29 protein-coding genes are annotated in these 25,831 nt (G+C 62.7%); 17 read left to right on the top strand and 12 right to left on the bottom strand.

Annotated elements, in window-relative coordinates; genetic code table 11:
• Positions 1–222: 222 nt before the first annotated feature.
• Together brnQ and ACZ9GA_RS19285 are read left to right on the top strand one after the other, a co-directional pair.
• Positions 223–1,536 (top strand): branched-chain amino acid transport system II carrier protein, encoded by a 1,314-nt coding sequence (gene brnQ / locus ACZ9GA_RS19290; protein ID WP_457361190.1) that lies wholly within the window; start codon positions 223–225, stop codon positions 1,534–1,536.
• 243 nt (positions 1,537–1,779) lie between these two features.
• Positions 1,780–2,193, top strand: coding sequence for an MAPEG family protein (locus ACZ9GA_RS19285; protein WP_457361191.1), 414 nt, complete (start codon positions 1,780–1,782; stop codon positions 2,191–2,193).
• Positions 2,194–2,260: 67 nt separating this feature from the next.
• Here the strand turns inward: ACZ9GA_RS19285 and ACZ9GA_RS19280 are convergent, their stop codons facing one another.
• Positions 2,261–2,554, bottom strand: coding sequence for a hypothetical protein (locus tag ACZ9GA_RS19280; protein ID WP_455926117.1), 294 nt, complete (start codon positions 2,552–2,554; stop codon positions 2,261–2,263).
• A 154-nt stretch (positions 2,555–2,708) separates the two neighbouring features.
• Between ACZ9GA_RS19280 and ACZ9GA_RS19275 the strand changes: the two genes are divergently transcribed.
• The 4 genes from ACZ9GA_RS19275 (at position 2,709) to ACZ9GA_RS19260 (ending at position 6,434) form a co-directional block, all read left to right on the top strand.
• Positions 2,709–3,182: a PaaI family thioesterase gene (locus ACZ9GA_RS19275; protein ID WP_457361192.1), complete on the top strand. Its 474-nt coding sequence runs from the start codon at positions 2,709–2,711 to the stop codon at positions 3,180–3,182.
• The gene (locus ACZ9GA_RS19270) at positions 3,179–3,634 is read left to right on the top strand and encodes a PaaI family thioesterase (protein ID WP_457361193.1); all 456 of its coding nucleotides are present in this window, start codon (positions 3,179–3,181) and stop codon (positions 3,632–3,634) included. Before ACZ9GA_RS19275 ends, ACZ9GA_RS19270 begins: the two co-directional genes overlap by 4 nt.
• A 90-nt stretch (positions 3,635–3,724) precedes the next feature.
• The gene (gene htpG, locus ACZ9GA_RS19265; RefSeq protein ID WP_457361194.1) at positions 3,725–5,629 is read left to right on the top strand and encodes a molecular chaperone HtpG; all 1,905 of its coding nucleotides are present in this window, start codon (positions 3,725–3,727) and stop codon (positions 5,627–5,629) included.
• A gap of 73 nt (positions 5,630–5,702) precedes the next feature.
• Positions 5,703–6,434, top strand: a complete 732-nt coding sequence (locus tag ACZ9GA_RS19260) for a dienelactone hydrolase family protein (RefSeq protein WP_457361195.1) — start codon at positions 5,703–5,705, stop codon at positions 6,432–6,434.
• Between the two features lie 109 nt (positions 6,435–6,543).
• Here the strand turns inward: ACZ9GA_RS19260 and ACZ9GA_RS19255 are convergent, their stop codons facing one another.
• The 5 genes from ACZ9GA_RS19255 to ACZ9GA_RS19235 all read right to left on the bottom strand — a co-directional run bounded on the left by ACZ9GA_RS19255 (position 6,544) and on the right by ACZ9GA_RS19235 (position 11,968).
• Complete coding sequence (locus tag ACZ9GA_RS19255; protein WP_457361196.1) at positions 6,544–7,401, bottom strand: pirin family protein; 858 nt, start codon at positions 7,399–7,401, stop codon at positions 6,544–6,546.
• A gap of 11 nt (positions 7,402–7,412) precedes the next feature.
• A complete protein-coding gene (locus tag ACZ9GA_RS19250; protein WP_457361197.1) occupies positions 7,413–7,829 on the bottom strand; it encodes an OsmC family protein in 417 nt (138 codons plus the stop codon).
• Positions 7,830–8,072: 243 nt separating this feature from the next.
• Positions 8,073–9,293 carry a beta-ketoacyl-ACP synthase I gene (gene fabB, locus ACZ9GA_RS19245; RefSeq protein WP_457361198.1) on the bottom strand — a complete coding sequence of 407 codons (1,221 nt, stop codon included), beginning with the start codon at positions 9,291–9,293 and terminating at the stop codon, positions 8,073–8,075.
• 11 nt (positions 9,294–9,304) lie between these two features.
• Complete coding sequence (gene fabA, locus ACZ9GA_RS19240) at positions 9,305–9,820, bottom strand: 3-hydroxyacyl-[acyl-carrier-protein] dehydratase FabA (protein WP_457361199.1); 516 nt, start codon at positions 9,818–9,820, stop codon at positions 9,305–9,307.
• Positions 9,821–10,069: 249 nt separating this feature from the next.
• Positions 10,070–11,968, bottom strand: a complete 1,899-nt coding sequence (locus tag ACZ9GA_RS19235) for a response regulator (protein ID WP_457361200.1) — start codon at positions 11,966–11,968, stop codon at positions 10,070–10,072.
• A gap of 195 nt (positions 11,969–12,163) precedes the next feature.
• On the opposite strand from ACZ9GA_RS19235, the gene ACZ9GA_RS19230 reads away from it, so the two are divergent.
• The 5 genes from ACZ9GA_RS19230 (at position 12,164) to ACZ9GA_RS19210 (ending at position 15,112) form a co-directional block, all read left to right on the top strand.
• Entirely contained in the window at positions 12,164–13,189 is a 1,026-nt protein-coding gene (locus ACZ9GA_RS19230) for an NAD(P)H-dependent glycerol-3-phosphate dehydrogenase (RefSeq protein ID WP_457361201.1), read from the top strand.
• Positions 13,190–13,208: 19 nt separating this feature from the next.
• On the top strand, positions 13,209–13,556 hold the full coding sequence (locus tag ACZ9GA_RS19225) for a DUF4389 domain-containing protein (protein ID WP_455926106.1): 348 nt from the start codon (positions 13,209–13,211) through the stop codon (positions 13,554–13,556).
• Positions 13,553–14,008, top strand: coding sequence for a phosphohistidine phosphatase SixA (gene sixA, locus ACZ9GA_RS19220; protein WP_457361202.1), 456 nt, complete (start codon positions 13,553–13,555; stop codon positions 14,006–14,008). Before ACZ9GA_RS19225 ends, sixA begins: the two co-directional genes overlap by 4 nt.
• A 156-nt stretch (positions 14,009–14,164) precedes the next feature.
• Positions 14,165–14,608 (top strand): hotdog fold thioesterase, encoded by a 444-nt coding sequence (locus ACZ9GA_RS19215; protein ID WP_455926104.1) that lies wholly within the window; start codon positions 14,165–14,167, stop codon positions 14,606–14,608.
• A 195-nt stretch (positions 14,609–14,803) separates the two neighbouring features.
• Complete coding sequence (locus ACZ9GA_RS19210; RefSeq protein ID WP_457361203.1) at positions 14,804–15,112, top strand: hypothetical protein; 309 nt, start codon at positions 14,804–14,806, stop codon at positions 15,110–15,112.
• On the opposite strand, the gene greB is transcribed toward ACZ9GA_RS19210, so the two are convergent.
• The 3 genes from greB to ACZ9GA_RS19195 form a co-directional block, all read right to left on the bottom strand.
• Positions 15,113–15,610: a transcription elongation factor GreB gene (gene greB / locus ACZ9GA_RS19205; RefSeq protein ID WP_457361204.1), complete on the bottom strand. Its 498-nt coding sequence runs from the start codon at positions 15,608–15,610 to the stop codon at positions 15,113–15,115. It abuts the gene before it with no gap.
• A 168-nt stretch (positions 15,611–15,778) separates the two neighbouring features.
• On the bottom strand, positions 15,779–18,283 hold the full coding sequence (locus tag ACZ9GA_RS19200) for an ABC transporter permease (RefSeq protein ID WP_457361205.1): 2,505 nt from the start codon (positions 18,281–18,283) through the stop codon (positions 15,779–15,781).
• Positions 18,283–18,966 (bottom strand): ABC transporter ATP-binding protein, encoded by a 684-nt coding sequence (locus ACZ9GA_RS19195; protein WP_457361206.1) that lies wholly within the window; start codon positions 18,964–18,966, stop codon positions 18,283–18,285. The genes ACZ9GA_RS19200 and ACZ9GA_RS19195 overlap by 1 nt, the downstream gene beginning before the upstream one ends.
• 10 nt (positions 18,967–18,976) lie before the next feature.
• On the opposite strand from ACZ9GA_RS19195, the gene ACZ9GA_RS19190 reads away from it, so the two are divergent.
• The 3 genes from ACZ9GA_RS19190 to ACZ9GA_RS19180 all read left to right on the top strand — a co-directional run bounded on the left by ACZ9GA_RS19190 (position 18,977) and on the right by ACZ9GA_RS19180 (position 21,054).
• Positions 18,977–19,582: an arylesterase gene (locus ACZ9GA_RS19190; RefSeq protein WP_457361207.1), complete on the top strand. Its 606-nt coding sequence runs from the start codon at positions 18,977–18,979 to the stop codon at positions 19,580–19,582.
• 57 nt (positions 19,583–19,639) lie between these two features.
• Positions 19,640–19,927: a hypothetical protein gene (locus ACZ9GA_RS19185; protein ID WP_027978507.1), complete on the top strand. Its 288-nt coding sequence runs from the start codon at positions 19,640–19,642 to the stop codon at positions 19,925–19,927.
• 116 nt (positions 19,928–20,043) lie between these two features.
• Positions 20,044–21,054 (top strand): L,D-transpeptidase family protein, encoded by a 1,011-nt coding sequence (locus ACZ9GA_RS19180; protein WP_457361208.1) that lies wholly within the window; start codon positions 20,044–20,046, stop codon positions 21,052–21,054.
• Positions 21,055–21,909: 855 nt separating this feature from the next.
• On the opposite strand, the gene oprI is transcribed toward ACZ9GA_RS19180, so the two are convergent.
• Positions 21,910–22,161, bottom strand: a complete 252-nt coding sequence (gene oprI / locus ACZ9GA_RS19175) for an outer membrane lipoprotei OprI (RefSeq protein ID WP_008372139.1) — start codon at positions 22,159–22,161, stop codon at positions 21,910–21,912.
• 566 nt (positions 22,162–22,727) lie between these two features.
• Between oprI and ACZ9GA_RS19170 the strand changes: the two genes are divergently transcribed.
• Positions 22,728–23,009, top strand: coding sequence for a GNAT family N-acetyltransferase (locus ACZ9GA_RS19170; RefSeq protein WP_027978505.1), 282 nt, complete (start codon positions 22,728–22,730; stop codon positions 23,007–23,009).
• 68 nt (positions 23,010–23,077) lie between these two features.
• Here ACZ9GA_RS19170 and ACZ9GA_RS19165 read toward each other — a convergent pair whose 3' ends face one another.
• On the bottom strand, positions 23,078–24,154 hold the full coding sequence (locus tag ACZ9GA_RS19165) for a 3-deoxy-7-phosphoheptulonate synthase (protein WP_457361209.1): 1,077 nt from the start codon (positions 24,152–24,154) through the stop codon (positions 23,078–23,080).
• Positions 24,155–24,300: 146 nt separating this feature from the next.
• Complete coding sequence (locus tag ACZ9GA_RS19160) at positions 24,301–24,732, bottom strand: PilZ domain-containing protein (RefSeq protein ID WP_457361210.1); 432 nt, start codon at positions 24,730–24,732, stop codon at positions 24,301–24,303.
• On the opposite strand from ACZ9GA_RS19160, the gene ACZ9GA_RS19155 reads away from it, so the two are divergent.
• Both ACZ9GA_RS19155 and ACZ9GA_RS19150 read left to right on the top strand, forming a co-directional pair.
• Positions 24,731–25,117 (top strand): YbbN family protein, encoded by a 387-nt coding sequence (locus ACZ9GA_RS19155; protein WP_457361211.1) that lies wholly within the window; start codon positions 24,731–24,733, stop codon positions 25,115–25,117. The two genes, ACZ9GA_RS19160 and ACZ9GA_RS19155, sit on opposite strands and share 2 nt — an antisense overlap.
• Before the next feature lie 107 nt (positions 25,118–25,224).
• Positions 25,225–25,725, top strand: a complete 501-nt coding sequence (locus ACZ9GA_RS19150) for a universal stress protein (protein WP_457361212.1) — start codon at positions 25,225–25,227, stop codon at positions 25,723–25,725.
• Positions 25,726–25,831: the final 106 nt, after the last annotated feature.

Below are 25,831 nucleotides of genomic sequence, written 5' to 3'. Positions count from 1 at the left end.
AAAATGTCTGCCGTGCGACATTACCGCGCGTTCATCGGACGGTACGTGCAATAACAGTGCGTTTATCGCCCGAATCCGATACGCTACCCGCCATCTTTGCGATGTGCCCCCAAAAGGGGTGTTCGCACGCTGCAAGGGCCTGGCTTATCCAGCCTGGCCGCATTTCCCTGACCCAGGGGGAAATCCCTCTCTAAATTCCGATTCAGTAGTGTGGATTCCTTAATGAAAGTGTTGAAAGGCCAGGACATCCTGGCACTTGGTTTCATGACGTTCGCGTTGTTCGTTGGCGCTGGCAACATCATCTTCCCGCCGATCGTCGGCCTGCAGGCAGGCCCGCACGCGTGGATGGCCGCCTTCGGCTTCCTCATCACCGCAGTGGGTCTGCCGGTGGTGACCGTTGTCGCCCTGGCCAAGGTCGGCGGTGGCATGGACGCGCTCAGCAGCCCGATCGGCAAGGTTGCCGGCGGTTTGCTGGCGGCTGTCAGCTACCTGGCCGTAGGCCCGCTGTTCGCCACCCCGCGCACGGCCACCGTGTCGTTCGAAGTGGGCCTGGCGCCGCTGACCGGCGACAGCCCGGCTGCGCTGTTCTGCTACAGCCTGGTGTACTTCATCGTCGTACTGGCGGTGTCGATGTACCCCGGCAAGCTGCTAGACACCGTGGGCCGCTTCCTGGCACCGTTGAAGATCATCGCCCTGGCCGCGCTCGGCATTGCCGCGTTCATGCTGCCCGCCGGCCCCGTGGGTGACGCGCAACCGGCCTACCAGGCCGCGCCGTTCTCCAATGGTTTCATCAACGGCTACCTGACCATGGACACCCTGGGTGCCCTGGTATTCGGCATCGTCATCGTCAACGCCATCCGCTCGCGCGGCGTGGAGTCGCCGAAGCTGATCACGCGCTACGCCATCATCGCCGGCCTGATCGCCGGTGTCGGCCTGGCGCTGGTGTACGTCAGCCTGTTCCGCCTGGGTGAAGGCAGCCACATCATCGCCGCCGACGCCACCAATGGCGCCATGGTGTTGCATGCCTACGTGCAGCACACCTTCGGCTCCCTGGGCAGCGGTTTCCTGGCCGTGCTGATCTCGCTGGCGTGCCTGGTGACGGCCGTGGGCCTGACCTGTGCCTGCGCCGAGTACTTCAGCAAGTGCCTGCCGCTGTCGTACAAGACTTTGGTTGTCATGCTGGCCGGCTTCTCGCTGCTGGTGTCCAACCTGGGCCTGACCAAGCTGATTGCCTTCTCGATCCCGGTGCTGACGGCCATCTACCCGCCGTGCATCGCCCTGGTGGCGCTGAGCTTCTGCAAAGAGTTCTTCCGCTCGCCGACTCGCGTGTTTGCGCCGGTGATGGGGGTTTCGCTGGTGTTTGGTTTGGTTGATGCCCTGAAGGGTGCTGGCTTCACTGAGCAACTGCCATCTGCGCTGGCCAACCTGCCGCTGAGCGATCAGGGCCTGGCGTGGCTGGTGCCATCGGTGGTCACCCTGGTGGCTGCCGTGGCTTACGACCGCCTGGCGGGCAAGGCTAGCGAAGCCGTCGCCTGACGCGTCACTGCTTGCTGGCGGCCACAAGCCGCCACGGCACATCGAAATGCCCTGCATCGACGGATGCAGGGCATTTTTTATGCGCGCCACATTCTCCCTCTGTTGTGGGACCGGGCGAAGCTCGGGAAGAGGCCCGGAAGGTCAACCGAGGTGCTCCCTTCCCGAGCTTCGCCCGGTCCCACAGTGGTGTGGTTCGCCTGCCGTGCTATACCCCGTGTAGTCAATTCTATGGAGTAAGCCCCCATGAGCATCCCGTTCTGGTGCATTTTCATCGCCGCGCTGCTGATTTACATCGCCCGCATCCCCGTGACCAAGGCGATGAAAGAGCAGGGTGGCTACGACAATCATAATCCCCGCGTCCAGCAGGCCCGTCTTACGGGTATCGGGGCGCGGTCGCTGGCGGCCCATCAGAACAGTTTCGAGGCGTTTATTCTGTTCGCGGTAGGCGTGTTGATGGCCCATACCACTCAGACCCAGGGCTGGTTCGTGGACCTGCTGGCCATCGTGTTTATTATTGCGCGGGTGATTTATCTGTACCTGTACCTGAACGACAAGGCATCGTTGCGTTCATTGGTGTGGGTAGTGGGGCTGGCATGTTCGCTGTTGTTGATGCTGACGCCGGTGTATCGCTATTGGGTATTGTCGACTATTCAATAGCGTTTATTTGACGCACACAAAAAAGCCCGGCAATTGGCCGGGCTTTTTCTTGTGCGTCAACCGCCAATCAGTTCTTGGCAGGTTCGCTCGGGGTAGTCGCCTGAGGTGCTGGAGTTTGCACGTTGGAAGCGCCGTCGGTGTTCTCTTTCGCACGTTCCTGGTTGGCTTCGGCGTTGGATTTGGCAGCTTCGGCGTTTTCTTTAGCGGCGTCGTTCATTTTATCCTGAGCGTCGTCCATCTTCTGTTGCGCCTGTTCGGCGTGTTGCTGCGCATCCTGGGCTTTGTCCTCGGATTTCTTGTCGCAGGCAGCGAGGCCCAGGGAAGCGGCCAGCATCAGGGCATAAGCTAAAGTTTTACGCATGGGGTGTTTCTCCTTATTGAAGATATCTACCCCTTCGAGCACGGACTCACAACTTAAGTTCCATGGTTGTGCACGATATATAAGTGTTGGATCCATATAGACTTTTTGTTCGCGGTGTGCTGATCCGAAAAATAATAATCAAGGCCTTGTTCCCATGACCGAAACGCCGTTGTTACAACAAGCCCGTCGGTTTATCAGTGCCTTGCCGCATTGCCAGATCATCGGCCTGAGTGTTCATGCCATCGACCACCAGGGCGTGACCCTGGTGTTGCCTTATTCCCCCGCCATTGTCGGCAACCCGCAAACGGGCGTGATACATGGCGGGGCGGTCACGACGCTGATGGATACCACCTGTGGCATCGCAACCTTGTGCGTGTTGCCGCAGTTCGAAGTGTGCCCCACGCTGGACTTGCGCATCGACTACATCCACCCGGCCCAGGCGCACAAGGCCATCTATGGCTACGCCCAGTGCTACCGGGTAACGCGTGACGTGATCTTTACCCGTGGCTATGCCTATCAGGACAGCGCCCAGCAGCCCATCGCCCAGGTGGTGGGCACGTTCATGCGCCTGGGCAAGGCCGTCAAGGGCAGTGCGGCCTTCGCCGGTGCGCTGGGAGGCCAGCCATGATCGATCAGGCCCTGCGCGAGCGGCTGCGGGTGGCCCATGCCGATAATGATTACGCGCCGCTGTTGGCGTTGATCCCCTACGCCACGCTGATCGGTATCCAGTGCCGGCGGGAGGAAGAGGGCGTGCTGTTCATTCTGCCGGCCAATCGCGGAAACATTGGTAACCCTTTGTTACCAGCGATCCATGGTGGCGTCATCGCAGGCTTCATGGAGCTGGCGGCGGCGCTGCAACTGATCCTGTTCACCGAAACCGGCCAGGTGCCGAAAATCATCGATTTCTCCATTGATTACCTGCGTGCCGGGCTGTACCGCGACACCTTCGCCCGCTGCCAATTGTGGCGCCAGGGGCGGCGGGTGACCAACGTGGCGATCACGGCCTGGCAGGCCGATCCGCACGAGCCAATCGCCACCGCCAGGGCGCATTTCAAGATTGATGAAAGCCCTGCCCCTTGAAATCATTCCGGGTGCCCCCATCTCGTTGTCATCCCGCCGCAAATGCGCTTGAGCCCGCGGCCTGTGCCATCTGATTGGAGTTTGATGACCATGAGTGTGGAAACTCAAAAAGAAACCCTGGGCTTCCAGACCGAGGTGAAGCAACTGCTGCACCTCATGATCCATTCGCTGTATTCCAACAAGGAAATTTTCCTTCGCGAATTGATCTCCAACGCATCCGACGCTGTCGACAAGCTGCGCTTTGAAGCGCTGTCCAAGCCCGACCTGCTGGAAGGCGGCGCCGAGCTGAAAATCCGTGTCAGCTTCGACAAGGCGGCCAACACCGTCACCCTCGAAGACAACGGCATCGGCATGAACCGTGACGACGTGATCACCCACCTGGGTACCATCGCCAAGTCCGGCACCGCTGACTTCATGAAAAACCTGACCGGTGATCAGAAGAAAGACTCGCACCTGATTGGCCAGTTCGGCGTGGGCTTCTACTCCGCGTTCATCGTTGCCGACCAGGTTGACGTGTACAGCCGTCGCGCCGGCACTGCCGCCAGCGAAGGTGTGCACTGGTCGTCCAAGGGCGAAGGCGAGTTCGAAGTCGCGACCATCGACAAGGCCGAGCGCGGCACCCGCATCGTGCTGCACCTCAAGGCGGCCGAATCCGAGTTCGCCGATGGCTGGCGCCTGCGCAACATCATCAAGAAGTACTCCGACCACATCGCCCTGCCGATCGAGCTGCCTAAAGAACAGGCCGCTGCCGAGGGTGAAGAGCAGCCTGCCGCCGAATGGGAAACCGTCAACCGCGCCAGCGCCCTGTGGACCCGTCCGCGCACCGAGGTGAAGGACGAGGAATACCAGGAGTTCTACAAGCACATTGCCCACGATCACGAGAACCCGCTGAGCTGGAGCCACAACAAGGTTGAAGGCAAGCTGGAGTACAACTCGCTGCTGTACGTGCCGGCCCGCGCACCGTTCGATCTGTACCAGCGTGAAGCGCCACGCGGCCTGAAGCTGTACGTGCAGCGCGTGTTCGTGATGGACCAGGCCGAATCGTTCCTGCCCCTGTACCTGCGCTTCATCAAGGGTGTGGTCGATTCCAACGACCTGTCGCTGAACGTGTCGCGGGAAATCCTGCAGAAAGACCCGATCATCGACTCCATGAAGACCGCTCTGACCAAGCGCGTGCTGGACATGCTGGAGAAGTTGGCCAAGAACGAGCCTGAGCAGTACAAGGGCTTCTGGAAAAACTTCGGCCAGGTCATCAAGGAAGGCCCGGCGGAAGACTTCGCCAACAAGGAAAAGATCGCCGGCCTGCTGCGCTTCGCGTCCACCCACGACGACAGCGGCGAGCAAAGCGTGTCCCTGGCCGACTACCTGGCCCGCGCCAAGGAAGGTCAGGACAAGGTCTACTTCCTCACCGGCGAAAGCTACGCGCAGGTCAAGAACAGCCCGCACCTGGAAGTCTTCCGCAAGAAAGGCATCGAAGTGCTGCTGCTGACCGATCGCATCGACGAGTGGCTGATGAGCTACCTGACCGACTTCGACGGCAAGGGCTTCGTTGACGTGGCCCGTGGCGACCTGGACCTGGGCAAGCTGGATTCGGAAGAAGACAAGAAAGCCCAGGAAGAAGTGGCCAAGGACAAGGAAGGCCTGATCGAGCGCCTGAAAACCGCGCTGGGCGACAGCGTCAGCGAAGTGCGCGTGTCGCACCGCCTGACCGACTCGCCGGCCATTCTGGCCATCGGTGAGCAGGACCTGGGCCTGCAAATGCGCCAGATCCTGGAAGCCAGCGGCCAGAAGGTGCCGGATTCCAAGCCAATCTTCGAGTTCAACCCAAGCCATCCACTGATCGAGAAGCTGGATCACGAGCAGAGCGAAGACCGTTTCGCCGACTTCTCGCACATCCTCTTCGATCAGGCAGCCCTGGCTGCCGGTGACAGCCTGAAGGACCCGGCCGCCTACGTGCGCCGCCTGAACAAGCTGCTGGTCGAACTGTCCGTTTAAACTGTTGCAGCAAAAACCCGCTTCGGCGGGTTTTTGCGTTTAAGTCCTACTCTCTTTGTATTGGGGAAATGTCATGACTGTTACCGTTCAATCCGTTGTCTATCAGATCGATGGCAAGCCTTATGAAAGCCGTCTGGTGTACGACGCCGCTGTGGTTTCCCCACGTCCAGGCCTGGTGATGGCGCCTAACTGGGTGGGCGTGAGCGAGGGCGCCGAGCGTATTGCTCAGTCCGTCGCGGCCCAAGGTTATGTGGTGCTGCTGGCCGACGTGTATGGCCAGGCCCTGCGCCCGAAGGGTAACGAGGAGTGCCTGGCGGCCATGTTGCCTCTCAAGAACGACCGTGCTGAAGTGCGCAAGCGCATGTTGGCGGCGCTCGAGCAGTTGCAGGCGCAAACCGTTGCGGCGGTGGACAATGATCAACTGGCGGTGTTCGGTTTCTGCTTCGGTGGCAGCAATGCCCTGGAACTGGCCCGCACCGGCGCGCCACTGAAAGCCGCCGTGTCGTTCCACGGTACCCTGGACACCCCGAACCCGGCCGATGGCAAGAACATTGTCGGCAAGGTACTGGTGCTGCACGGTGCCAGCGACCCATTGGTGCCGAAGGAGCAACTGCCGGCGTTCGAAGAAGAAATGAACGCAGCCGGTGTGGATTGGCAGCTGACCAGCTACGGCGGCGCGTACCACTCGTTCACCGACGTGGAAGCCAACAACCCGGGCGTGCAGATGTACAACAAGGTGGTGGCTGATCGTGCCTTCACCGCCATGCACAACCTGCTGCAAGAAGTGTTCAAGCCAGCGGTCTAAGCCCTGTAGCCGCTGCCGCCAGGCTGCGCTGGCCCTACGCCTCACTGGAGATATCCAGTGTTCACAAGGGCCAGCGCAGCCTTCGGCAGCGGCTACGCGATGGTGCAGGTCAGGGCAATTCGATCCGCTCGGATTCGCCCGGCACCGTTGGCCAATCCCCCGCGGCCCATTTCGCCCGCGCCTGGTCGATCAGCACCACGTCGCTGGCAACGAAGTTCCAGTTCATCCGCCGTGGCCCATCCAGGGGCGCGCCACCGATCAGCACCAGGTGGCAATCGGTCTGCGCCACCAGCGTCGGTGTCTCACCGGGTTCAAGCACCAGCAGCGTCAACGGCTGTACCGCCTCGTCCTCCAGTTGCACCTCGCCCTCCAGCACATACACCGCCCGTTCCTGATGCTCGTCAGGAATCAGCAGCGTGCTGCCTGCCACCATGTGCACGTCGGCGTACAGCGTGGGAGAAAGCACCGGTACCGGTGCGACCAGGCAGAAGCCCTCGCCGGCGATCAGGCGAATGCGGACGCCCAGGGCGTCGCTCACGGGCAGATCGCGTGCAAAGTGATGGCTGTAGTGGCTCTCGCCCTGCTCGTGGCTCACAGGCGATGCCAGCCATATCTGCAGGCCATGCAGGCGTGATCCGCGGGCGCGCAGATCCTCGGGTGTGCGCTCGACATGGGCAATGGCCTTGCCGGCGGTCATCCAGCTGACCTCTCCGGGCGCCACGCGCTGGTCGCTGCCCAGGCTGTCCTTGTGCAGCAGTTCGCCTTCGAACAGGTAGGTCAGGGTCGACAGGCCGATGTGCGGGTGTTGGCGAATATTCACGCCCTCGCCCGGGGCGTAGGTGGTGGCGAGCATGTGATCGAAAAACACGAATGGGCCTACCGCTCGGCATTGCCGCGATGGCAGTGGCCGCAGGATCGGTTGGCCTTCGAGATCTTCGGCGGGTGGGCGAATCACCAGGTGCGGCATGACAGGCTCCGTTACTGGCTGAAGGCGCCTTCGGCCAGGGTGGTGGTGATGGAAATCTCGGTGCTGGTCATCAGCTTGTGCACGGGGCAGCGGTCGGCCACGCGGTGCAGTTCGGCGCGTTGCTCGGCGGTGAGCACGCCCTTGAGGGTCAGCACTACGTTGATCCCATACTGGCCTTTCTGCTCCTGGCTGTCATCGCGTTGCACGTCCACCGACACGCCGGTCAGCGGGATGCCTTTTTTCTGCGCGTAGTATTTCAGCGTCAGGGCCTTGCAGGCGCCCAGGGCGGCGTCGAAATAATCGTGAGGGGAGGGCGCTGAATCGTCGCCACCCAAGGCTTTGGGCAGGTCGGTAAACAGGGCGTGGTCGTCGATCTGCAGGCTGTGGCGGAAGCTGTCGGCGGATTCGGTGTTGAGCGTGATGGGCATGGGGCGGTCCTTGTGCATGATCGCCCAACTGTAGACCTTGTCGCCCGGACATGCTGGTACGTTTGTGCTGGGGGCAACGAATTATGTGGGAGCGGGTTCTACCCGCGAAAAGAGCGCCGCGGTTTTTTCGTGACTGCGCGGTGTGGCTTTCGCGGGTAGAACCCGCTCCCACGGGGCGCGATGATGCAGGCCAAAAAAAACGGCACCCGAAGGTGCCGTTTTTTTCAGCAAGGGAATGAGCCCTTACTTGCCCTGCCAGCGCTTGAGCACCAGCGTGGCGTTGGTGCCACCGAAACCGAAGCTGTTGCTCATCACGGTGTCGATCTTGGCGTTTTCCTGCGTTTGGCGCAGTACTGGCATGTCGGCAACGGCTGGGTCCAGTTCGTCGATGTTGGCGGAACCGGCAATGAAGTTGCCTTCCATCATCAGCATGCAGTAGATCGCTTCGTGAACGCCAGCGGCGCCCAGGGAGTGACCCGACAGGCTCTTGGTGGAGCTGATGGCCGGTGCCTTGTCGCCGAACACTTCACGCACACCTTTCATTTCCGCGACGTCGCCGACCGGAGTCGAGGTGCCGTGGGTGTTCAGGTAGTCGATCGGGGTGTCAACGGTGGACAGTGCCTGCTGCATGCAGCGGATGGCACCTTCGCCGCTCGGGGCAACCATGTCGTAGCCGTCGGAAGTGGCGCCGTAACCGACGATTTCCGCGTAGATCTTGGCGCCACGGGCCAGGGCGTGCTCCAGCTCCTCGACCACCACCATGCCGCCACCGCCGGCGATGACGAAGCCATCACGGTCGTTGTCGTAGGCGCGCGAGGCCTTTTCAGGGGTGTCGTTGCGCTTGCTGGACAGGGCGCCCATGGCGTCGAACAGGAACGACTGGCTCCAGTGCTCTTCTTCACCGCCACCGGCGAAGACGATGTCCTGCTTGCCCATCTGGATCTGCTCCAGCGCGGTACCGATGCAGTGGGCACTGGTGGCGCAGGCAGAAGCGATGGAGTAGTTCAGGCCCTTGATTTTGAAAGGCGTGGCCAGGCAGGCGGAAACCGTGCTGCTCATGGTGCGGGTTACGCGGTATGGACCAACGCGCTTCACGCCTTTTTCGCGCAGGATGTCCAGCGCTTCCATCTGGTTGAGGGTCGACGCGCCGCCGGAGCCGGCGATCAGGCCGGTACGCGGGTTGGAGACCATCTCGTCGGTCAGGCCCGAATCCTTGATCGCGTCAGCCATGGCCAGGTAGGCGTAGGCAGCGGCGTGACCCACGAAACGAAACACCTTGCGGTCGATCAGTTCTTCGAGGTTGAGGTCGATGGAGCCGGAAACCTGGCTGCGCAGACCCATTTCGGCATATTCCGGGTTGAAGCGGATGCCAGGGCGGCTTGCACGCAGGTTTGCGGTGACGGTGTCTTTGTCATTGCCCAAGCAGGAAACAATGCCCAGACCAGTGATAACGACGCGGCGCATGCGGATAACCCTTAGAAATTTTCGGTGGATGTGAACACGCCGACACGAAGGCCTTCGGCGGTGTAGATCTCTTTGCCGTCAACGCTGACAGAACCGTCGGCGATGGCCAGGTTCAGCTTGCCCTTGAGGACGCGCTTGATCTGAATGTTGTACGTGACCTTGCTGGCGGTTGGCAGCACCTGGCCGAAGAATTTCACTTCGCCCGAACCCAGTGCGCGGCCGCGGCCCGGCAGACCCTGCCAGCCCAGGAAGAAGCCGACCAGTTGCCACATGGCGTCAAGGCCCAGGCAGCCAGGCATCACCGGATCACCTTCGAAATGGCAGGCGAAGAACCACAGGTCCGGGTTGATATCCAGCTCGGCGACCAATTCACCTTTGCCGTACTTGCCGCCTTCGTTGCTGATATGGGTAATGCGATCCACCATCAGCATGTTGCCGGCGGGCAATTGCGCGTTACCTGGGCCGAACATCTCGCCGCGGCTGCAGCTCAGTAGTTCTTCCCGAGTAAAGGCGTGTTGTTTGGTCATGCGAGCTCCTCAATAGTCCCGTGTGGCAATGGGGCAAAATTCTCCCGGCCGTGCCAAAGCGAATGCGCCTTTGGCAGGGCAGCCTAACCATAGACTATTGCGTTGTAGTGAAAGTCACAGCGTCAGGGACAAAGAAGTACACCTGTGCACTGAAATTTTTTATCCAGGCAGTTCATTTTGCCTGACATAACGTCTAAGACTGCCGCACTTTAGCATTTAGCGCCAGCCCCGGCTGCCCTGACGGCGCATTTAGGACGCCAGCCAGCGCTGCAATACCTGCTCCAGATCGGTGCGTTTGAAGGGTTTGGCCAGGTAGTCGTTCATGCCCGCGTTGAGGCAGGCTTCGCGATCGCCCAGCAGGGCATTGGCGGTCAGGGCAATGATGGGCACGTGGCCGTGCTCGGGCATCTGGCGGATGCGCCGGGTGGCTTCGTAACCGTCGACGATTGGCAGTCGGCAGTCCATCAGCACCGCGTCGAACGGCTGGTTGGCCATCTCGTGGATGGCCTGGGCGCCGTCGCCCACCACGCACACCACAAAGCCCAGGCTGCGCAGCATGGCCTCGATTACGGTCTGGTTGACCGGGTTGTCTTCCACCAGCAGCACGCGCTTGCCAAGGCCTTGGGCATCGCCGCCCAGGCGTGCCTCGCGCAGCGGTGCATGGGCCCGCTGGCTCAGGGCCAGGGGGATTTCCAGGGTAAACAGCGAACCGCGGCCTTCCTCGCTTTCTGCCAGCAAGGTGCCGCCCATGCGCTCGGCCAGGGTGCGGGCAATGGGCAGGCCCAGGCCGGTGCCACCGTAGCGCCGCGAGATGCTGCTGTCGGCCTGCTGGAAGGCCACGAACATGTGTTCCAGGCGCTCGGCGCTGATGCCGATGCCGGTGTCGCGCACGGTGCAGGTCAGCCAGATCAGCTGGTGGTCCAGCACCTGCCACTGGGCGTCGAGTTGCACGCTGCCGACCTCGGTGAACTTGATGGCGTTGCCGATCAGGTTCACCAGGATCTGGCGTATGCGCGTCGGATCGCCCTCGACCTGCAACTGCTCGAAGCCCTGCGGCAGGTTGACGGTCAAGGCCAGGCCGCGCTTCTGGGCGTTGTGATGGAACGCCTGGGCGCAACTGGCCACCAGTTCGCCCAGGTTGAAGGGGATGTGCTCGAGCTCCAGGGCCGCGCGTTCGATGCGCGAGAAGTCGAGGATGTCATTGATCACCTTGAGCAAGTGTTCGGTGGACTGGGTGGCCAGCGCGGCGTACTCGATCTGCTCATCGGTCATGGTGGTGGTTTCGAGCAGTTGCAGCATGCCCAGCACGCCGTTCATGGGGGTGCGCAGCTCATGGCTCATCATGGCCAGGAAGTCGGACTTGGCGCTGTTGGCGCGCTCGGCCTGTTCACGGGTGTTGATCAGTTGTTCGATGGCTTGCTGTTGCTCGCGGCCGGCCTTGTCCAGGCCCTTGGCCAGGTTGTTGATGTGCTGCGCCAGGTTGCCCAGTTCGGCGTCGTCGACCACTGGCAGGGGCGACTTGAAGTCACCTTCCTGAATGGCCTTGACCGCCAGCCCCATTTCACTGATGGGGCGCGCCAGGCTCAGGGCCAGGCGGCGCGCCAGCAGAAAACTGAACAGCAACGCAAACAGCGCCAGCACCGCGGCCTTGAGCAGTATCTCCTGCTGGCGCTGGTTGAAGGCGTCGTTGGACATGCCCACGATCACCCGACCCACGCAGTCGGGCTGGCCCACGCGCAGGAAATCGCCATTGTCCAGGTCGGCCGCCAGGGCGGCACGTTGCAGGCGAATGCTGGCCTGGAACACCTGCACCCTGACGGTGCGGTCCAGCTGTGCACCGGGCTTCTCGACGTACAGCAACACGTGGTCGTTGCTGTCCTGCACTTCCAGGAAGCGCACATGGGGAATTTCCAGGGTGGCGCGCAGCAGGCTGTCGAGCACCGTGGTGTTGTGGCTGATCACCCCGAACTCGGCGGCCGGGGCCAGCTGGTTGGCGATCAGTTGACCGGTGTGGGTCATTTCCTCGCGCAGGTCATGGATGCGCACGAAGGTGAAGAAGCCGGTCAGCAGCAACGTCAGCAACAGGGCAGGGCCCAGGCAAATGACCTGGGTGCGGCTATGGATGTCCCAGCTCGGGCGCCATTTCATCGGGTGCAATCTCGCACGGTGCGGCCTTGGGGCTTGAAATAGCCGGGCATTTTAACCGGCTGCGGCTACATTTCCAGTCGTGGATGCGCCATCCACATGTCTTGGCACAAGGCTTTGGTGCGCGGGACTGGCCCCGGCGCGTGTGCTCCGTATAATGCAGGCGTTGCCACTTTCTCTGGTTTTGATGGATTGGATATGACTGAACAGCAGCCTGTTGCAGTGCTGGGGGGCGGAAGCTTCGGGACCGCCGTGGCCAACCTGCTGGCCGAGAATGGCCATGCGGTGCGCCAATGGATGCGTGACCCCGAGCAGGCCGAGGCAATCCGCACCCAGCGCGAAAATCCGCGCTACCTCAAAGGCATCAAGATTCATGGCAACGTCGAGCCGGTCACCGACTTGCTCGCCACCCTCAGTGGCAGCCAGCTGATTTTCGTGGCCTTGCCGTCCAGTGCGCTGCGCAGCGTGCTGGCGCCCCATGCCGGGTTGCTGGCCGGGCGCATGCTGGTCAGCCTGACCAAGGGCATTGAGGCCCAGACGTTCAAGCTGATGAGCGAGATCCTCAGCGACATCGCCCCCGATGCGCGCATCGGCGTGCTGTCGGGGCCCAACCTGGCTCGCGAGGTGGCCGAGCACGCCCTGACCGCCACCGTGGTGGCCAGCGAGGACGAGGCCCTGTGCGAGCAGGTGCAGGCCGCATTGCACGGCCCCACGTTCCGCGTCTACGCCAGCGCCGACCGTTTCGGCGTGGAGCTGGGCGGGGCGCTGAAGAACGTCTACGCAATCATCGCCGGCATGGCCGTGGCACTGGGCATGGGCGAGAACACCAAGAGCATGCTGATCACTCGTGCGCTGGCCGAGATGACCCGCTTCGCCGTCAGCCAGGGTGCCAACCCCATGACCTTCCTGGGCCTGGCCGGGGTAGGCGACCTGATCGTCACCTGCTCCTCGCCCAAGAGCCGCAACTACCAGGTGGGTTTCGCCCTGGGCCAAGGCCTGAGCCTGGAAGATGCGGTCACCCGGCTGGGCGAGGTGGCCGAGGGTGTCAACACGCTCAAGGTGCTCAAGGCCAAGGCCCAGGAGCTCAAGGTGTACATGCCGCTGGTGGATGGGCTGCACGCCATCCTGTTCGAGGGGCGTACCCTGGCCCAGGTCATCGAACGGCTGATGCGCGCCGAGCCCAAGACCGACGTCGACTTCATTTCCACCAGTGGTTTCAACTGATTGTGCAGGAGCAAAGGACATGAGTGATTCGCCCCTCAAGCCCAGCCAGGAATCGATCCTGCTGCGGGTGCTGTGGATGGTGCTGTACGTGCTGGTGTGGCAGGTGGCGCAACTGCTGCTGGGCGCCGTGGTGTTGATCCAGCTGATCTATCGCCTGATCTACGGCGCGCCCAACCTGGCACTGATGAACTTCGGTGACAGCCTGAGCCAGTTCATGGCGCAGATCGGCCGCTTCGGCAGCTTCCACACCGAGCAGAAGCCCTGGCCGTTCGCCGACTGGCCTGCCGCCCGTGCTGCCGAGGGCGAGGCGCCGCACAGCGTGCCGCCAGCACCGCACCCGGCCCGTGACGAGGAACCGAAGCTGTGAAGCTATGGATTCTGCGCCACGGCGAGGCCCAGGGCCACGCGGCCCGCGACAGCCTGCGCGAGCTGACTGATCACGGGCGCGAAGAAGTACTGCGCAGCGCTGCGCACCTGTTGGGTCAGCCTGTGGCTGCGCTGTATGCGAGCCCCTACGTGCGTGCCCAGCAGACCGCCGGCATCGTCCACGAGGCGTTGGGGCTGGCGCAGCCCATCGTCACCGTGCCGTGGCTGACGCCTGAAAGCGACCCGCAGGACGTTATCGGCCACCTGGACAAGCTTGGCCTGGACAACGTGTTGCTGGTCAGTCACCAGCCGCTGGTGGGCGCATTGGTGGGCCTGCTGGAAAGCGGCCATCTGAAAAGTCCGCGCGGCATGAACACCGCAAGCCTGGCGGTGCTGGAAGGCGATTGGCCGCTGGCCGGCCTGATGAACGTGCAGGCGGTGCATCATCCCTGACCCAGGGTGCTGGAACGGCCAAATGCCAGCCTGAACAGGCTGCCGCGCTTGCAACCGGCGTAGAGGCTAAAAGATAGTGGGGCGGTCGATTGTGGCCGCCCCACTGCGTTTGAGCAGCCTGTGGGCGCTGAATTTCTGGAAAAAAGGACCTATCCCATGAGCCTGTGGCGCATTCAACCCAACCTCGAGCAGTTCAACAAGGCGCAGAAAAATACCATCGGCGAGGTGCTCGACATCCGCTTCGAAGCCGTCGATGACGATTCCCTGACGGCCAGCATGGCGGTGGATCATCGCACCCACCAGCCCTATGGCCTGTTGCACGGCGGCGCCTCGGTGGTGCTGGCCGAAACCATCGGCTCCATGGCCAGTTACCTGTGCATCGACTCCAGCACGCATTACTGCGTGGGCATCGAGGTCAACGCCAACCACGTCCGTGGCGTGCGCAGCGGCCGGGTGACCGGGGTGGCCAAGGCGGTGCACATCGGCCGTACCACCCATGTGTGGGATATCCGCCTCACGGATGACCAGGGCAAGCTCAACTGCATTTCGCGGCTGACCGTGGCCGTGGTGCCGCTGGGTGAGAACCCGCCAGGACGGTGATGGCAATTTCACCATGGACGGATTGACACAAATGCCATCGCTTCACTAGGATGGCATTCAAGCGCCGATTTAAGACAGCTACTTGCGGGGCGCAGAACCACCTTTCCAGGGGGTTCGAAATACCGCTAAAACGCTGGTTCGGTGTCGCCTCCCACCGCAGCCCAGCGGGACTTGCGAGGCTTGGAACACACCATCATGAGTTGCCCCCGTCCTATCGTTTGCCTGACGCCACTGCCCGCCAGTGCCGCGCCGCGCAGCCCCCGTATCCTGCTGGTTGGCCAGCATCAGCCAACCCTGTTGCGCTACCTGGATGGCTGGCCGCGTCGCGCCGGCAAGGCCAGCGCGTTCCTGATCCAATTCATTGACCCTGCGGAATCGCTGGCTCACCTGGCCAATGATCGCTTTGACCTGGCCGTGGTGCAGTCGCCCGCAGCGGAGCATGCCGCCAGTGTGATTGGCCACCTGACCCGCGTGGCGCGTCAGGGGCTGGTGACGCTGCGCTGATCAGGGATACTCGATCTCCACCACGTACACTCGCTGCTCGCCCGTAGGGGTGTGTACGGGGACTTCCGCGTCCAGCGCCTTGCCCAGCAGGGCGCGGGCCAGGGGCGAGTCGATGCTGATCAGGTTCAGCTTCAGGTCCAGCTCGTCGGGGCCGACGATGCGGTAGCGCGACGTGTTGCCGTCTTCGTCCTCGATGGTTACCCAGGCACCGAAGTACACCTTGTTGGGGTCGCTGGGATGCTCGCTGACCACCTTGAGGTTCTCCAGGCGTTTGGTCAGGAAGCGCACGCGGCTATCGATTTCGCGCAGCATTTTCTTGCCGTAGGTGTACTCAGCGTTTTCCGAGCGATCGCCTTGCGCGGCCGCCTCGCTGACCGACTGGGTCACCTGCGGCCGGCGCACGTGCCACAGCTCATGCAGTTCAGCGCGCATGCGCGCTTCGCCTTCCGGGGTGATAAGGGCAGTGCCATGGCTGCGGGGTGGGCGATAACGACTCATGAAAGGCTCCGTGCTTGACCAGCGCGCAGTCTATCAGTGCGATGGCTTGCAGGGTTATCGCGGTGCCTGTGACGCGTAGATCGGGGCGACTGCATCGCGACTAAAGTCGGCTCCTACACCGTCCGTGGTAGGAGCCGGCCTTGGCCGCGATGCAGGCACCGCGATTTCTCAGGCCTCGCGCAGCACCGCCAGCGGGCTTGCATTGAGTGCCCGGCGGGTGCCGAACACGCCTGCGCCGCCAATCAGCAGGGCCCCCACCAACGGCAGCACCAGCAACCAGGGATGAGGATGCCACTGCAGCCCGAACGCCAGCCGGTACAACGCCAGGCTGATCAGTTCCGTGCCCAAGGCCGCCAATACCCCGCTGGCCGCCCCCAGCAACCCGAACTCGATGCGCCGTGCCTTCACCAGCAACCGCCGCTCGGCCCCCAGTGCACGCAGCAAGGCGCCCTGGCGGATGCGTTCGTCCAGGGTGGCCTGCAGCCCGGAGAACAGTACGGTCATGCCCGCCGCCAGCACGAACAGCAACACATACTCCACGGCCAGGGTGACCTGGGCAAGGATGCTGCGCAGTTGCTCCAGCAAGGCTTCCACTTGCAACAACGTCACCGCCGGGAAGGCGCGCGCCAGTTCCACCACCTGCTGGTCATGCCCGGGTGCCAGGTAGAAACTGGTCAGGTAGGTAGTGGGCAGGTCCGTAAGGGTGCCCGGCTGGAAGATCATGTAGAAGTTGGGCTGGAAGCTGTCCCAGCTGACCTGTCGCAGGCTGGTGACTTTTGCCTGGCGCTCGCTGCCGCCGATGTTGAAGGTCAGGGTGTCGCCCAGCTTCAAGGCCAGGCTCTCGGCCAGCTTGGCCTCCACCGAAACACCGGGCAGGCCGGCGTCGGGCGTGGCGCTCCACCATTGCCCCACAGTCAGGGTGTTGCCGGCGGGCAGGGTGGCCGACCAGGTCAGGCTGAGGTCGCGCTCGGTGGCCTGTTCGCCGCGCGAGTCACGGGTGACCAACTCGCGTACCGGAGCGCCGTTGACTGCAGTCAGGCGGCCGGGGATCACCGGGTACAGCGGCGCTGATTGGGCCGAGTAGCTGCTCAGGCGCTGGGCGAAGTTGTCCTTGTCGCTGGGCAGGATGTTGAGGGCGAAGAAGTTGGGTGCGTTCTTGGGCAACTGGTTTTGCCAGGTGTCCAGCAGCTCGCCACGCAGTAGGGCTATCAGCGCCATCGACAGCAGGATCAGGCCGAACGCCAGCGATTGCCCGGCAGCGGCCAGCGGGTGGCGCAGCAATTGGCCCAAGCCCAGGCGCCAGGGCAGCGAAGCGCCAGCCAGCAGGCGACGCAGGCTGTTGAGGCCCAGCAGCAACACGCCGCCCAGCACCAGCGCGGCCAGCAACCCGCCAGCCAGTAGGGCAAAGGTCAGCAGCAGGTCCAGGCTCAGGCGCCACATGATCAGCCCCAGTGCCAGGATCGCCAGGCCATACACCAGCCAGGTGCTGGGCGGGATCGGCAGCAGGTCGCGGCGCAATACGCGCAGGGGCGGCACACGGCCCAGTGCCGCCAGCGGCGGCAGGGCGAAGCCGGCCAGGGCCACCAGCCCGGTACCGACGCCCGCCAGCGCCGGCAAGGCGCCGCCGCCCGGTACCTGGCTGGGCAGCAGGCCTTCGAGCAGCTTGAACAGGCCCAGTTGCGCCAGCCACCCCAGCAGGGCGCCGCTGACGCACGCCAGCAGGCCCAGCACGGTCAGCTGGATGCAGAACGACAGCAGCACTTCGCGCCGTGACAGGCCCAGGCAGCGCAACAGTGCGCTGGCGTCGAAGCGGCGATTGGCGAAGCGGCTGGCGGACAGGGCCACGGCCACGCCCGACAGCAGCACGGCGACCAGGCTGGCCATGTTCAGGTAACGCTCGGCCTTGCCCAGCGCCCCCCCGATCTGGCGGTTGCCGTCACGGGCATCCTGCAGCTTCTGATTGGGCGCAAGTCCCGCCTGCACCGTTTGCGCGTAGGCAGCCAGCGCGGTCGGCTTGCCGCTCCACAGCTCGCGGAAAGTCACCCGGCTGCCGGGCTGAATCACCCCGGTGGCGGCCAGGTCCGCCTCGTTGATCATCACCCGCGGGGTGAGGCTGTAGAAGTTGCCGGCGCGGTCGGGTTCGTAAGTCAGCACCCGGGTCAGGCGCAGGGTCTTGTTGCCCACGTCGATGCTGTCGCCGATCTTCAGGTTCAGGGACGCCAGCAGGCGCGACTCCACCCAGGCTTCACCCGCCTCGGGACGGCCACCGGCCGTTTCCTCTCCGTAGGGCTGGGCTGAACTTTTGAGTTGGCCGCGCAAGGGGTAGGTGTCATCCACCGCCTTGATGCTCGACAACTGAATGCCATTGTCAGTGGCTACCACGCTGGCGAATTCCACCACCCGGGCATGGTCCAGGCCTTGTTCGCGGCCCAGGCGCACTTGCTCGGTGCGGGCGGGCGTGGTGCCTTGCAGTACCAGGTCCGCGCCGAGGAACTCAGTGGCGCGCAGCATCATCGCCGCGTTCAGGCGCGCGCCGAAGTAGCCGATGGCGGTGCTGGCGGCCACCGCCACCAGCAGGGCGAAAAACAGCACGCGCAATTCACCGGCGCGGGCGTCGCGCAGCAGTTGGCGCACGGCGAGGGTGCACAGGCGCGTCAGTGGCAAACCGGCCATCAGGGCTCCAGAGGGCCGACCAGGCGGCCCGCGTCGAGTCGGATAAGGCGCCGGCAGCGGTGTGCCAGGCGCTCATCGTGGGTGACCAGCACCAGGGTGGTGCCACGTTCCTTGTTCAGCTCGAACAGCAGGTCGCTGATGCGCTCGCCGGTGTGGCTGTCGAGGTTGCCGGTAGGTTCGTCGGCGAACAGCACGTCGGGTTCGGCGGCGAAGGCGCGGGCAATGGCCACGCGCTGCTGCTCGCCGCCCGACAGTTGCCGTGGCGAGTGGGTCAGGCGTTTACCCAGGCCTACGCGTTCCAGCAGGCTGCGCGCCGTGTCACGGGCATCGGCGCGGCCGTCCAGCTCCAGCGGCAGCATCACGTTTTCCAGGGCGTTGAGGCTGTCCAGCAACTGGAACGACTGGAACACAAAGCCCACGTGCTCGGCGCGTACCCGGGCGCGCTGGTCTTCGTCCAGCTGGCTGAGGTCGCGGCCGGCCAGGGTGACGGCGCCGACGCTGGGCAGGTCCAGGCCGGCCAGCAGGCCCAGCAGCGTGGACTTGCCCGAGCCCGAGGCGCCAACGATGGCCAGGCTGTCGCCCTTGTGCAGGTCCAGCGATAATTCATGCAGGATGGTCAGTTCACCTTCCGCGCTGGGAACCACTTTGCTAAGGTTCTGAGCTTTGAGGATGCTGTGGCCCATGGAGAATCCGATGCGAGTGTGGTGGTTGAGTGCTGGCCTGGCGCTGATGATGCTGGCGCAGAACGCAGCGGCGGGTACCGTGCTGGTCGTGGGCGATAGTATCAGCGCCGGTTTGGGCCTGGATACCAGCAAGGGGTGGGTGTCTTTGTTGCGACAACGGCTTGAGCACGAGGGTTTCAAGGATTCGGTGGTCAATGCCTCGATCTCTGGCGACACCACGGCAAACGGCCAGGCGCGGCTGCCGGCGCTGCTTGCAGCCAACAAGCCGAGCGTGGTGATTGTCGAGTTGGGCGGCAACGATGGCCTGCAGGGCCACCCGCCCGCGCAATTGCAACAAAACCTTGCAGGGATGATCGATGCGGCCCAGGCGGCCGGTGCCAAGGTGCTGTTGCTGGGCATGAAACTGCCGCCCAACTACGGTGCGCGCTATACCAATGCCTTCGCCCAGGTGTATGGCAACGTCGCGACGCAGAAGAAGGTGGCGCTGGTGCCGTTTTTCCTCGAAGGGGTAGGGGGTGTGCCCGAGTTGATGCAGGCCGATGGCATCCACCCGGCGGTAAATGCCCAGGGCAAGTTGCTGGAAAATGTCTGGCCGCAGCTAAAACCGCTGCTTTGACGCTTTTCTACTGACCGCCTTTCGGCTAATGTGGCGCCCCCCGCTCTGGAGCCCCCAATGCCACGTCCTGCCTGGTCCCTGTTCGCCTACCAACTTATCGAGCCCGATGAGCAGCTCGATCTGTTCGCGTGCCAGGAAATTCGTGTGCACCTGATCGCCCGCCAATTGGAGCTGGGCGGTTCGGCCGATCGCACCTTGTGCGGCACGCTGCTGCCGGCGCAACCGCGCTGGTCGAGCCTGGCGCCGTCGATTTTTCGCGACAAGCGCCTGTGCCCCTTGTGCAAGGCCATCCTGCACGCGCAGAAAAAAGGCACCCGCCCCGTGTGGCCCGAGCTGGCCAATTAACACCTGCCCCCGCTGACTTTTCGTTCATCAGACCGCGGCCCGCGCACCTCCCCGAACGGCGGGATGCCAGTGTACAATCGACCGATTGTCCCTCTCGATTTGCAAAGGATCCTCGGATGTTGCCTCGCTTCAGCGTCGTCACCCGTTGCCTGGCCCTGACCGCCGCGATCGCCGCTGGTCCCGCTTCGGCACTGGAATACCCCCTCCCGCCACCTGGTGAAGACATCGTCGGCCAGGTCCAGGTGATCAAGGCCAAGTACGAAGACACCTTTGCCGACCTGGGTGAGGCCAACGACCTGGGCTACCTGGAAATGATCGCCGCCAACCCCGGCGTTGACGCCTGGCTGCCGGGCGCAGGTACCGAGATCGTGCTGCCAACGCGCTTCATCCTGCCGCCCGGCCCGCGTGAAGGCATCGTCATCAACCTGCCCGAATACCGCATGTACTACTTCCCCAAGGGGCAGAACGTCGTCTACACCTATCCGATCGGCATTGGCCGCGAGGGCTGGGGTTCGCCGATCTCGCAAACCAAGATCACCGGCAAGATCCCCAACCCTACCTGGACCCCGCCGGCCTCGATCAAGGCCGAGCACGCCGCTGACGGCGACCCGTTGCCCAACGTGGTGCCAGCCGGCCCCGACAACCCGCTGGGCCCGTTCAAGTTCACCCTGGGTATTCCGGGTTACCTGATTCACGGCTCCAACAAGAAATTCGGCATTGGCATGCGCACCAGCCATGGTTGCTTCCGCATGTACAACTTCAACGTGCTGGAGCTTTCCAAGATGGTGCCGGTGGGTACGCCGGTGCGCATCATCAATGAGCCGTACAAGTTTGGTGTCAGTGGCGGCAAGATCTACATCGAGGCGCACACCCCGCTGGATGCCAAGGGTGATCCTTCGGCGGTGGACAAGCGTACTTCGGTGATCAATGCCATGCTCAACCGTCCGGATTTGACCGGCACGCACATGCAGATGAACTGGGATACGGTGCGTGATGTGGTCGCGACCGAAGACGGCTTGCCGGTGGAAATTGCTGCGCCGGGGGTGGCGGGGTCTTCCAGCGATGCGGTGATCTCCAATCTGCCGGTGACGCCTGCGCCGCAGGTGCCGGTGGAGAAGATGGATTGATTGCCGAAGGGTGATTGAAAAAAGGGGGGAGCCGCTGATTGGGTTTCCCCTTTTTTTGCCTGCGGAACAGGGAGGGGCTAAGTCCTCACTTACACCGCGGACCGCTTTTGCTTCCGTGAGGCCTTTGATCTTGATTGTATGCCCCGTTAGAGCCCAGGGCCGACCGGAGACGTCGATCAAGCGGCCTTCAGCGTAGCTGAAGGAGACGGAACCGGAGGCGCTTCTATTCCGGGCCGTCGTCCGCTTGATCGACGTCGGAGGGAGGGGACCCGGAGCGCAGCGTAGGGACCGGGCTCGGGGCAAGCCTTTTTTGGTTACTTTTTGAGGCGTTTGTCAAAAAGTGACCCGCCGTAAGGGCGGAAAGGTGATTCAGCATCACCCTAGATAATGGATATGCTTACCGTCCTCGAAGCGCGCTTTTTCGTTCGGGGGCATATCCATTGCTGCGGGTGCGACCACCGACCGTTTCGCCCTTACGGCGAGTCACTTTTTGGCAGTCGCCCCAAAAAGTAACCAAAAAGGGCTCGCCCCAGCTCGGCCCCTACGCTGCGCTTCGGGTCCCCTCCCTCCGGCGTCGCCCACGCGGCTAAACGGCACCCGCTATAGAAGCGGGCGGGCTGCCGTTTCCTTCGGCTGCGCCGAAGGGCCCTGCGGGCAGCCGCGTGGGCAACGCCTCCAGTCGGGCCTGAGCTTAACGGGGCCAAGATCAAGATCAAGATCAAGATCAAAAGCAAGATCAAAAGCCAAAGCAACGGCAACGGCAACGGCAAGATCAAATTCGGGGTGCGGGGCGCGGGCATAAAAAAAGCCAGCCCACCAAAGGTGGGCTGGCTTTGCAATAATCCCGAAGGACTATTACTTGCGGCTTGCCTTGTCCAGCATGCGCAGAGCGCGCTCGTTGGCTTCGTCAGCAGTCTGTTGAGCTTTCTGGGCAGCAGCCAGAGCTTCGTCAGCTTTGCGATAAGCTTCGTCAGCACGAGCTTGAGCGCGAGCCGAAGCATCTTCGGTAGCGGTCAGGCGAGCTTCGGTTTCTTTGGAGGCGCTGCTGCAACCTGTGGCCAGAACGGCGGCCAGAGCCAGAGCAGAGAATTTCAGAACGTTGTTCATCGTGATCCCCTTCAAGGACTTTCTATTTAAAGCCATCTCTCGTGAGTGAGAAAATAGCCGGCATACATAGTACCCATTACTTGTAGTAAGTAAAATGACCTAACGCAAGAAGCAAAAAAAATTCTTCTTACTCCCAGACAATGCCATTACTTTGGCCCCACCGCCGGCGTCTGGAAGGGGGACTCAGGGGTAGATTCTGTGATCTGTGTCATGTCGCATCAGGTGATTAATAAAGCAGTGCAATAGCATCCCTGCCAGTTCTGCAAACCCTGCTAAAGTGTTTTTTACTGAACTAGTAGTGACTTGAAGTGTCGGCGCTCGTCAAAGCTTTAACATTCGGCAATGTCACCTTCAGATGTTCGGTCAGGCTATTTCAGCACGGGGCGCAAAGGGGATCTTGAGTGTCGGTGGCAACGGCGCCTACTATTGGTGCACGTGCTCATTTGAAAAGAGAACGACAAGGCTCGTCTCTGTGTCGAAACAGGCACGGGGTGGCGTAGAGGTTCCTTCGCCGGAAAAACATCGGTAAGGTAAGGGTCATATTCCAAGACCCGCGAGGAGTTGTGATGAGCGAGGCGTTGTCCATCCACCATGACCAGGCAGGTCATCAGTTCGAGACCAATGTGGACGGTCATCGTGCTTACCTGACCTACATGGACCTGGGTAAACAGACCCTGGATATCTACCGTACTTTCGTGCCCAATGCGTTGCGCGGCCGCGGTATTGCCGCGGCGCTTACCGAGCAGGCACTGGCCTATGCCGAGCGCATGGGCTACACCGTGATCCCGTCGTGCTCGTACGTTGAGCGCTACATGGAGCGCCATCAGCGCCACGCTGCCAAGACCTGACACGGGTCGGTGGTCAGCCAGATACTAAAACGCCGGGGCATGCCCCGGCGTTTTCATGTGTGCAGCCCTTAGCCGCGAGCGCGCTTGGGCAGCACGTCCTTGAGCTTGGCGTGCATGCCGCGCAGGGTTTTCTCGGTGCTTTCCCAGTCGATGCAGGCATCGGTGATGGACACGCCGTATTGCAGCTCGGCCAAGTCTTTGGGAATGGCCTGGGCACCCCAGTTCAGGTGGCTTTCCACCATCAGGCCGATGATCGAGTTGTTGCCCTCGACGATCTGGTTGGCCACGTTCTCCATCACCAGCGGTTGCAGGGCCGGGTCCTTGTTGGAGTTGGCGTGGCTGCAGTCGACCATGATATTGGGGCGAATGCCGGCCTTGTTCAGCGCCTGTTCGCACACGGCCACGCTGACCGAGTCATAGTTGGGCTTGCCGTTGCCGCCGCGCAATACCACATGACCGTAGGCGTTGCCCTTGGTGGTGACGATCGACACGCCACCTTCCTGGTTGATGCCCAGGAAGCGGTGCGGGCTGGACACCGACTGCAGGGCGTTGATGGCCACGGTCAGGCCGCCGTCGGTGCCGTTCTTGAAGCCCACGGCCGAGGACAGGCCCGAGGCCATCTCGCGGTGGGTTTGCGATTCGGTGGTGCGCGCGCCGATGGCCGACCAGCTGATCAGGTCCTGCAGGTACTGCGGCGAGATCGGGTCCAGGGCTTCGGTGGCGGTGGGCAGGCCCATTTCGGCCAGGTCCAGCAGCAACTGGCGGCCAATGTGCAGGCCGTCCTGGATTTTGAACGAGTCGTCCAGGTACGGGTCGTTGATCAGGCCTTTCCAGCCCACGGTGGTGCGTGGCTTTTCAAAGTACACGCGCATCACCAGGTACAGCGTGTCGCTGACCTCGGCGGCCAGGGCCTTGAGACGCTGGGCGTATTCGTGGGCAGCCTTGATGTCGTGGATCGAGCAGGGGCCGATGACCACGAACAGGCGGTGATCCTTGCCGTCCAGGATGTCGCGCACCACTTGGCGGCCCTGGGTCACGGTCTTGAGGGCGGCCGGGCTCAGCGGGATGTCACGCTTGAGCTGGTCAGGGGTGATCAGGGTGTCGTTGGAGGCGACATTGAGGTCGTCGATCGGTAAATCAGCCATCGTGTTACTCGTCAGGTCACGGGTGCCGGCCGCCAGCGATCCCCGCGCGGCGGAGCACAGCTTATTTTAGGCGCAGCGGGGAGCCGAACCTTAGCGCGAACCTGGGGGGTGCGACAATGGGGCGCTGTAGAAATGCGTTGAAGCGCTTACAAGGGCGCGTCGCTCAGGCTGGCCTGGGAAAACTCGGCGGCGTGGCGCTCCACCCACTGGCGGGCCAGCGCATCAATGCTTTCCACGCTGTCGGAAAACGGCGATTGTATTTCGCAGTATTGCTGAATCTGGCACACCTGCTCGCCCATGCGCGCGCCAAACAGCGTCTGTTCGTCGGTGAAGGCCACGCCCACCAGGTAGCCTTGTGGGGTTTTGCGGCACCAGGCCACGTAGCCTTGGTAGCGCACGCCGTTGCCCAGGGTGGGCATGCTCAGGTCCACGGCGGTGCCGCGGCGATAGGCGCGGTGATGCTGGCACGCCACGCCGCCCAGGCTGACGACATGCAACCGGCGGGTGGACAGGGCGGGGCGGTGACACAGGTTCAACTCAACGGCAACATCGAAAGGATGAGGAAGAAAACGACCCATGAACACTGGCTCCGAGTGTCGATTGATTGACGAACGCCCCCAAGGGGAGATGCCGCAACTGGAACTGACTGATTTGACTATAGATCATCAACTACTGGATGCGCCGGGCACCTCGTTGCTGATTTTTACCGGTGCCGGCTGTGCCAGTTGCCGGGTGGCCCGTCGCGAGCTGCCGGGCATGGGGCTGGCCCTGGACCGCCTGTGCTGGATCGATGCCGGCGACAATGGCGGGGCGGTGCAACGGTACGAGGTCTTTCACCTGCCGGCAATGTTTGTTGTGCATGAGGGGCAATTTCATGGGGCGATCAGCGCACGCCTGCTGGGCGGTGAAATCGATCATGAGGTGCGCAAGGCTTTGGCGCGTGCCCCCGACGAATTGCCCTGAGCAGTTGATCTGAAGACCAACGCTAAGGTTATGAGCGGGCCGTCGGACTGCAAGGGGCGCTGCTAAGCTTGAGCAAGCTCTGCCGTTTTGGCAGTCGAGGAGATCACATGATCCGTTCGATGCTGTATGCCACTGATCTGGGCCTGTATGCCCCCTATGTGATGCAACATGCGCTGGCGCTGGCGCGCACCTTCAAGGCCGACCTGTACGTGATCCATGCTGTGGAGCCGATGGGGCTGTTTGCCGAATCGGTGTTGCAGAGCTACCTGGACGAACCGACGCTCAATGAGCTGCACAGCGAAGGCTTGAGCACCATGATGGCGGGCATCGAGCACAAGGTGCTGGACGGCTTCCGTGAAGAGTTGGGCGAGGGGCAGCAGGATCTGGCGCTGATTACCGCCGTGCGCGTACGCCAGGGCGACCCCGCGCAGGTCATCCTCGACCAGGCTCAGCGCCTGGCGGTCGACCTGCTGATTGTCGGTAGCCACAGCCACGGCGCCGGGGCCGACATACCCCTGGGGCGTACGGCAGCGCGGGTGTTGCAGCTCTCGCCGGTACCGGTTTACATGGTGCCGTTGTCCCAGCAGCTGGGTCGGCGCAAGGCCTGAAGCGAGCCCTGCGTGTAAATTCTGATAAAAAGTTCTAGATTTATTACCCAGACCATTAATATAGTTATAACTCGTCGCTGTTGGCGTCTACCTGCTTTGAGGGATA

Source organism: Pseudomonas sp. TE3644 (assembly GCF_056278815.1).
Note: the sequence above shows the minus strand (reverse complement) of the source record. Positions and strands in the feature narration are given on the sequence as shown.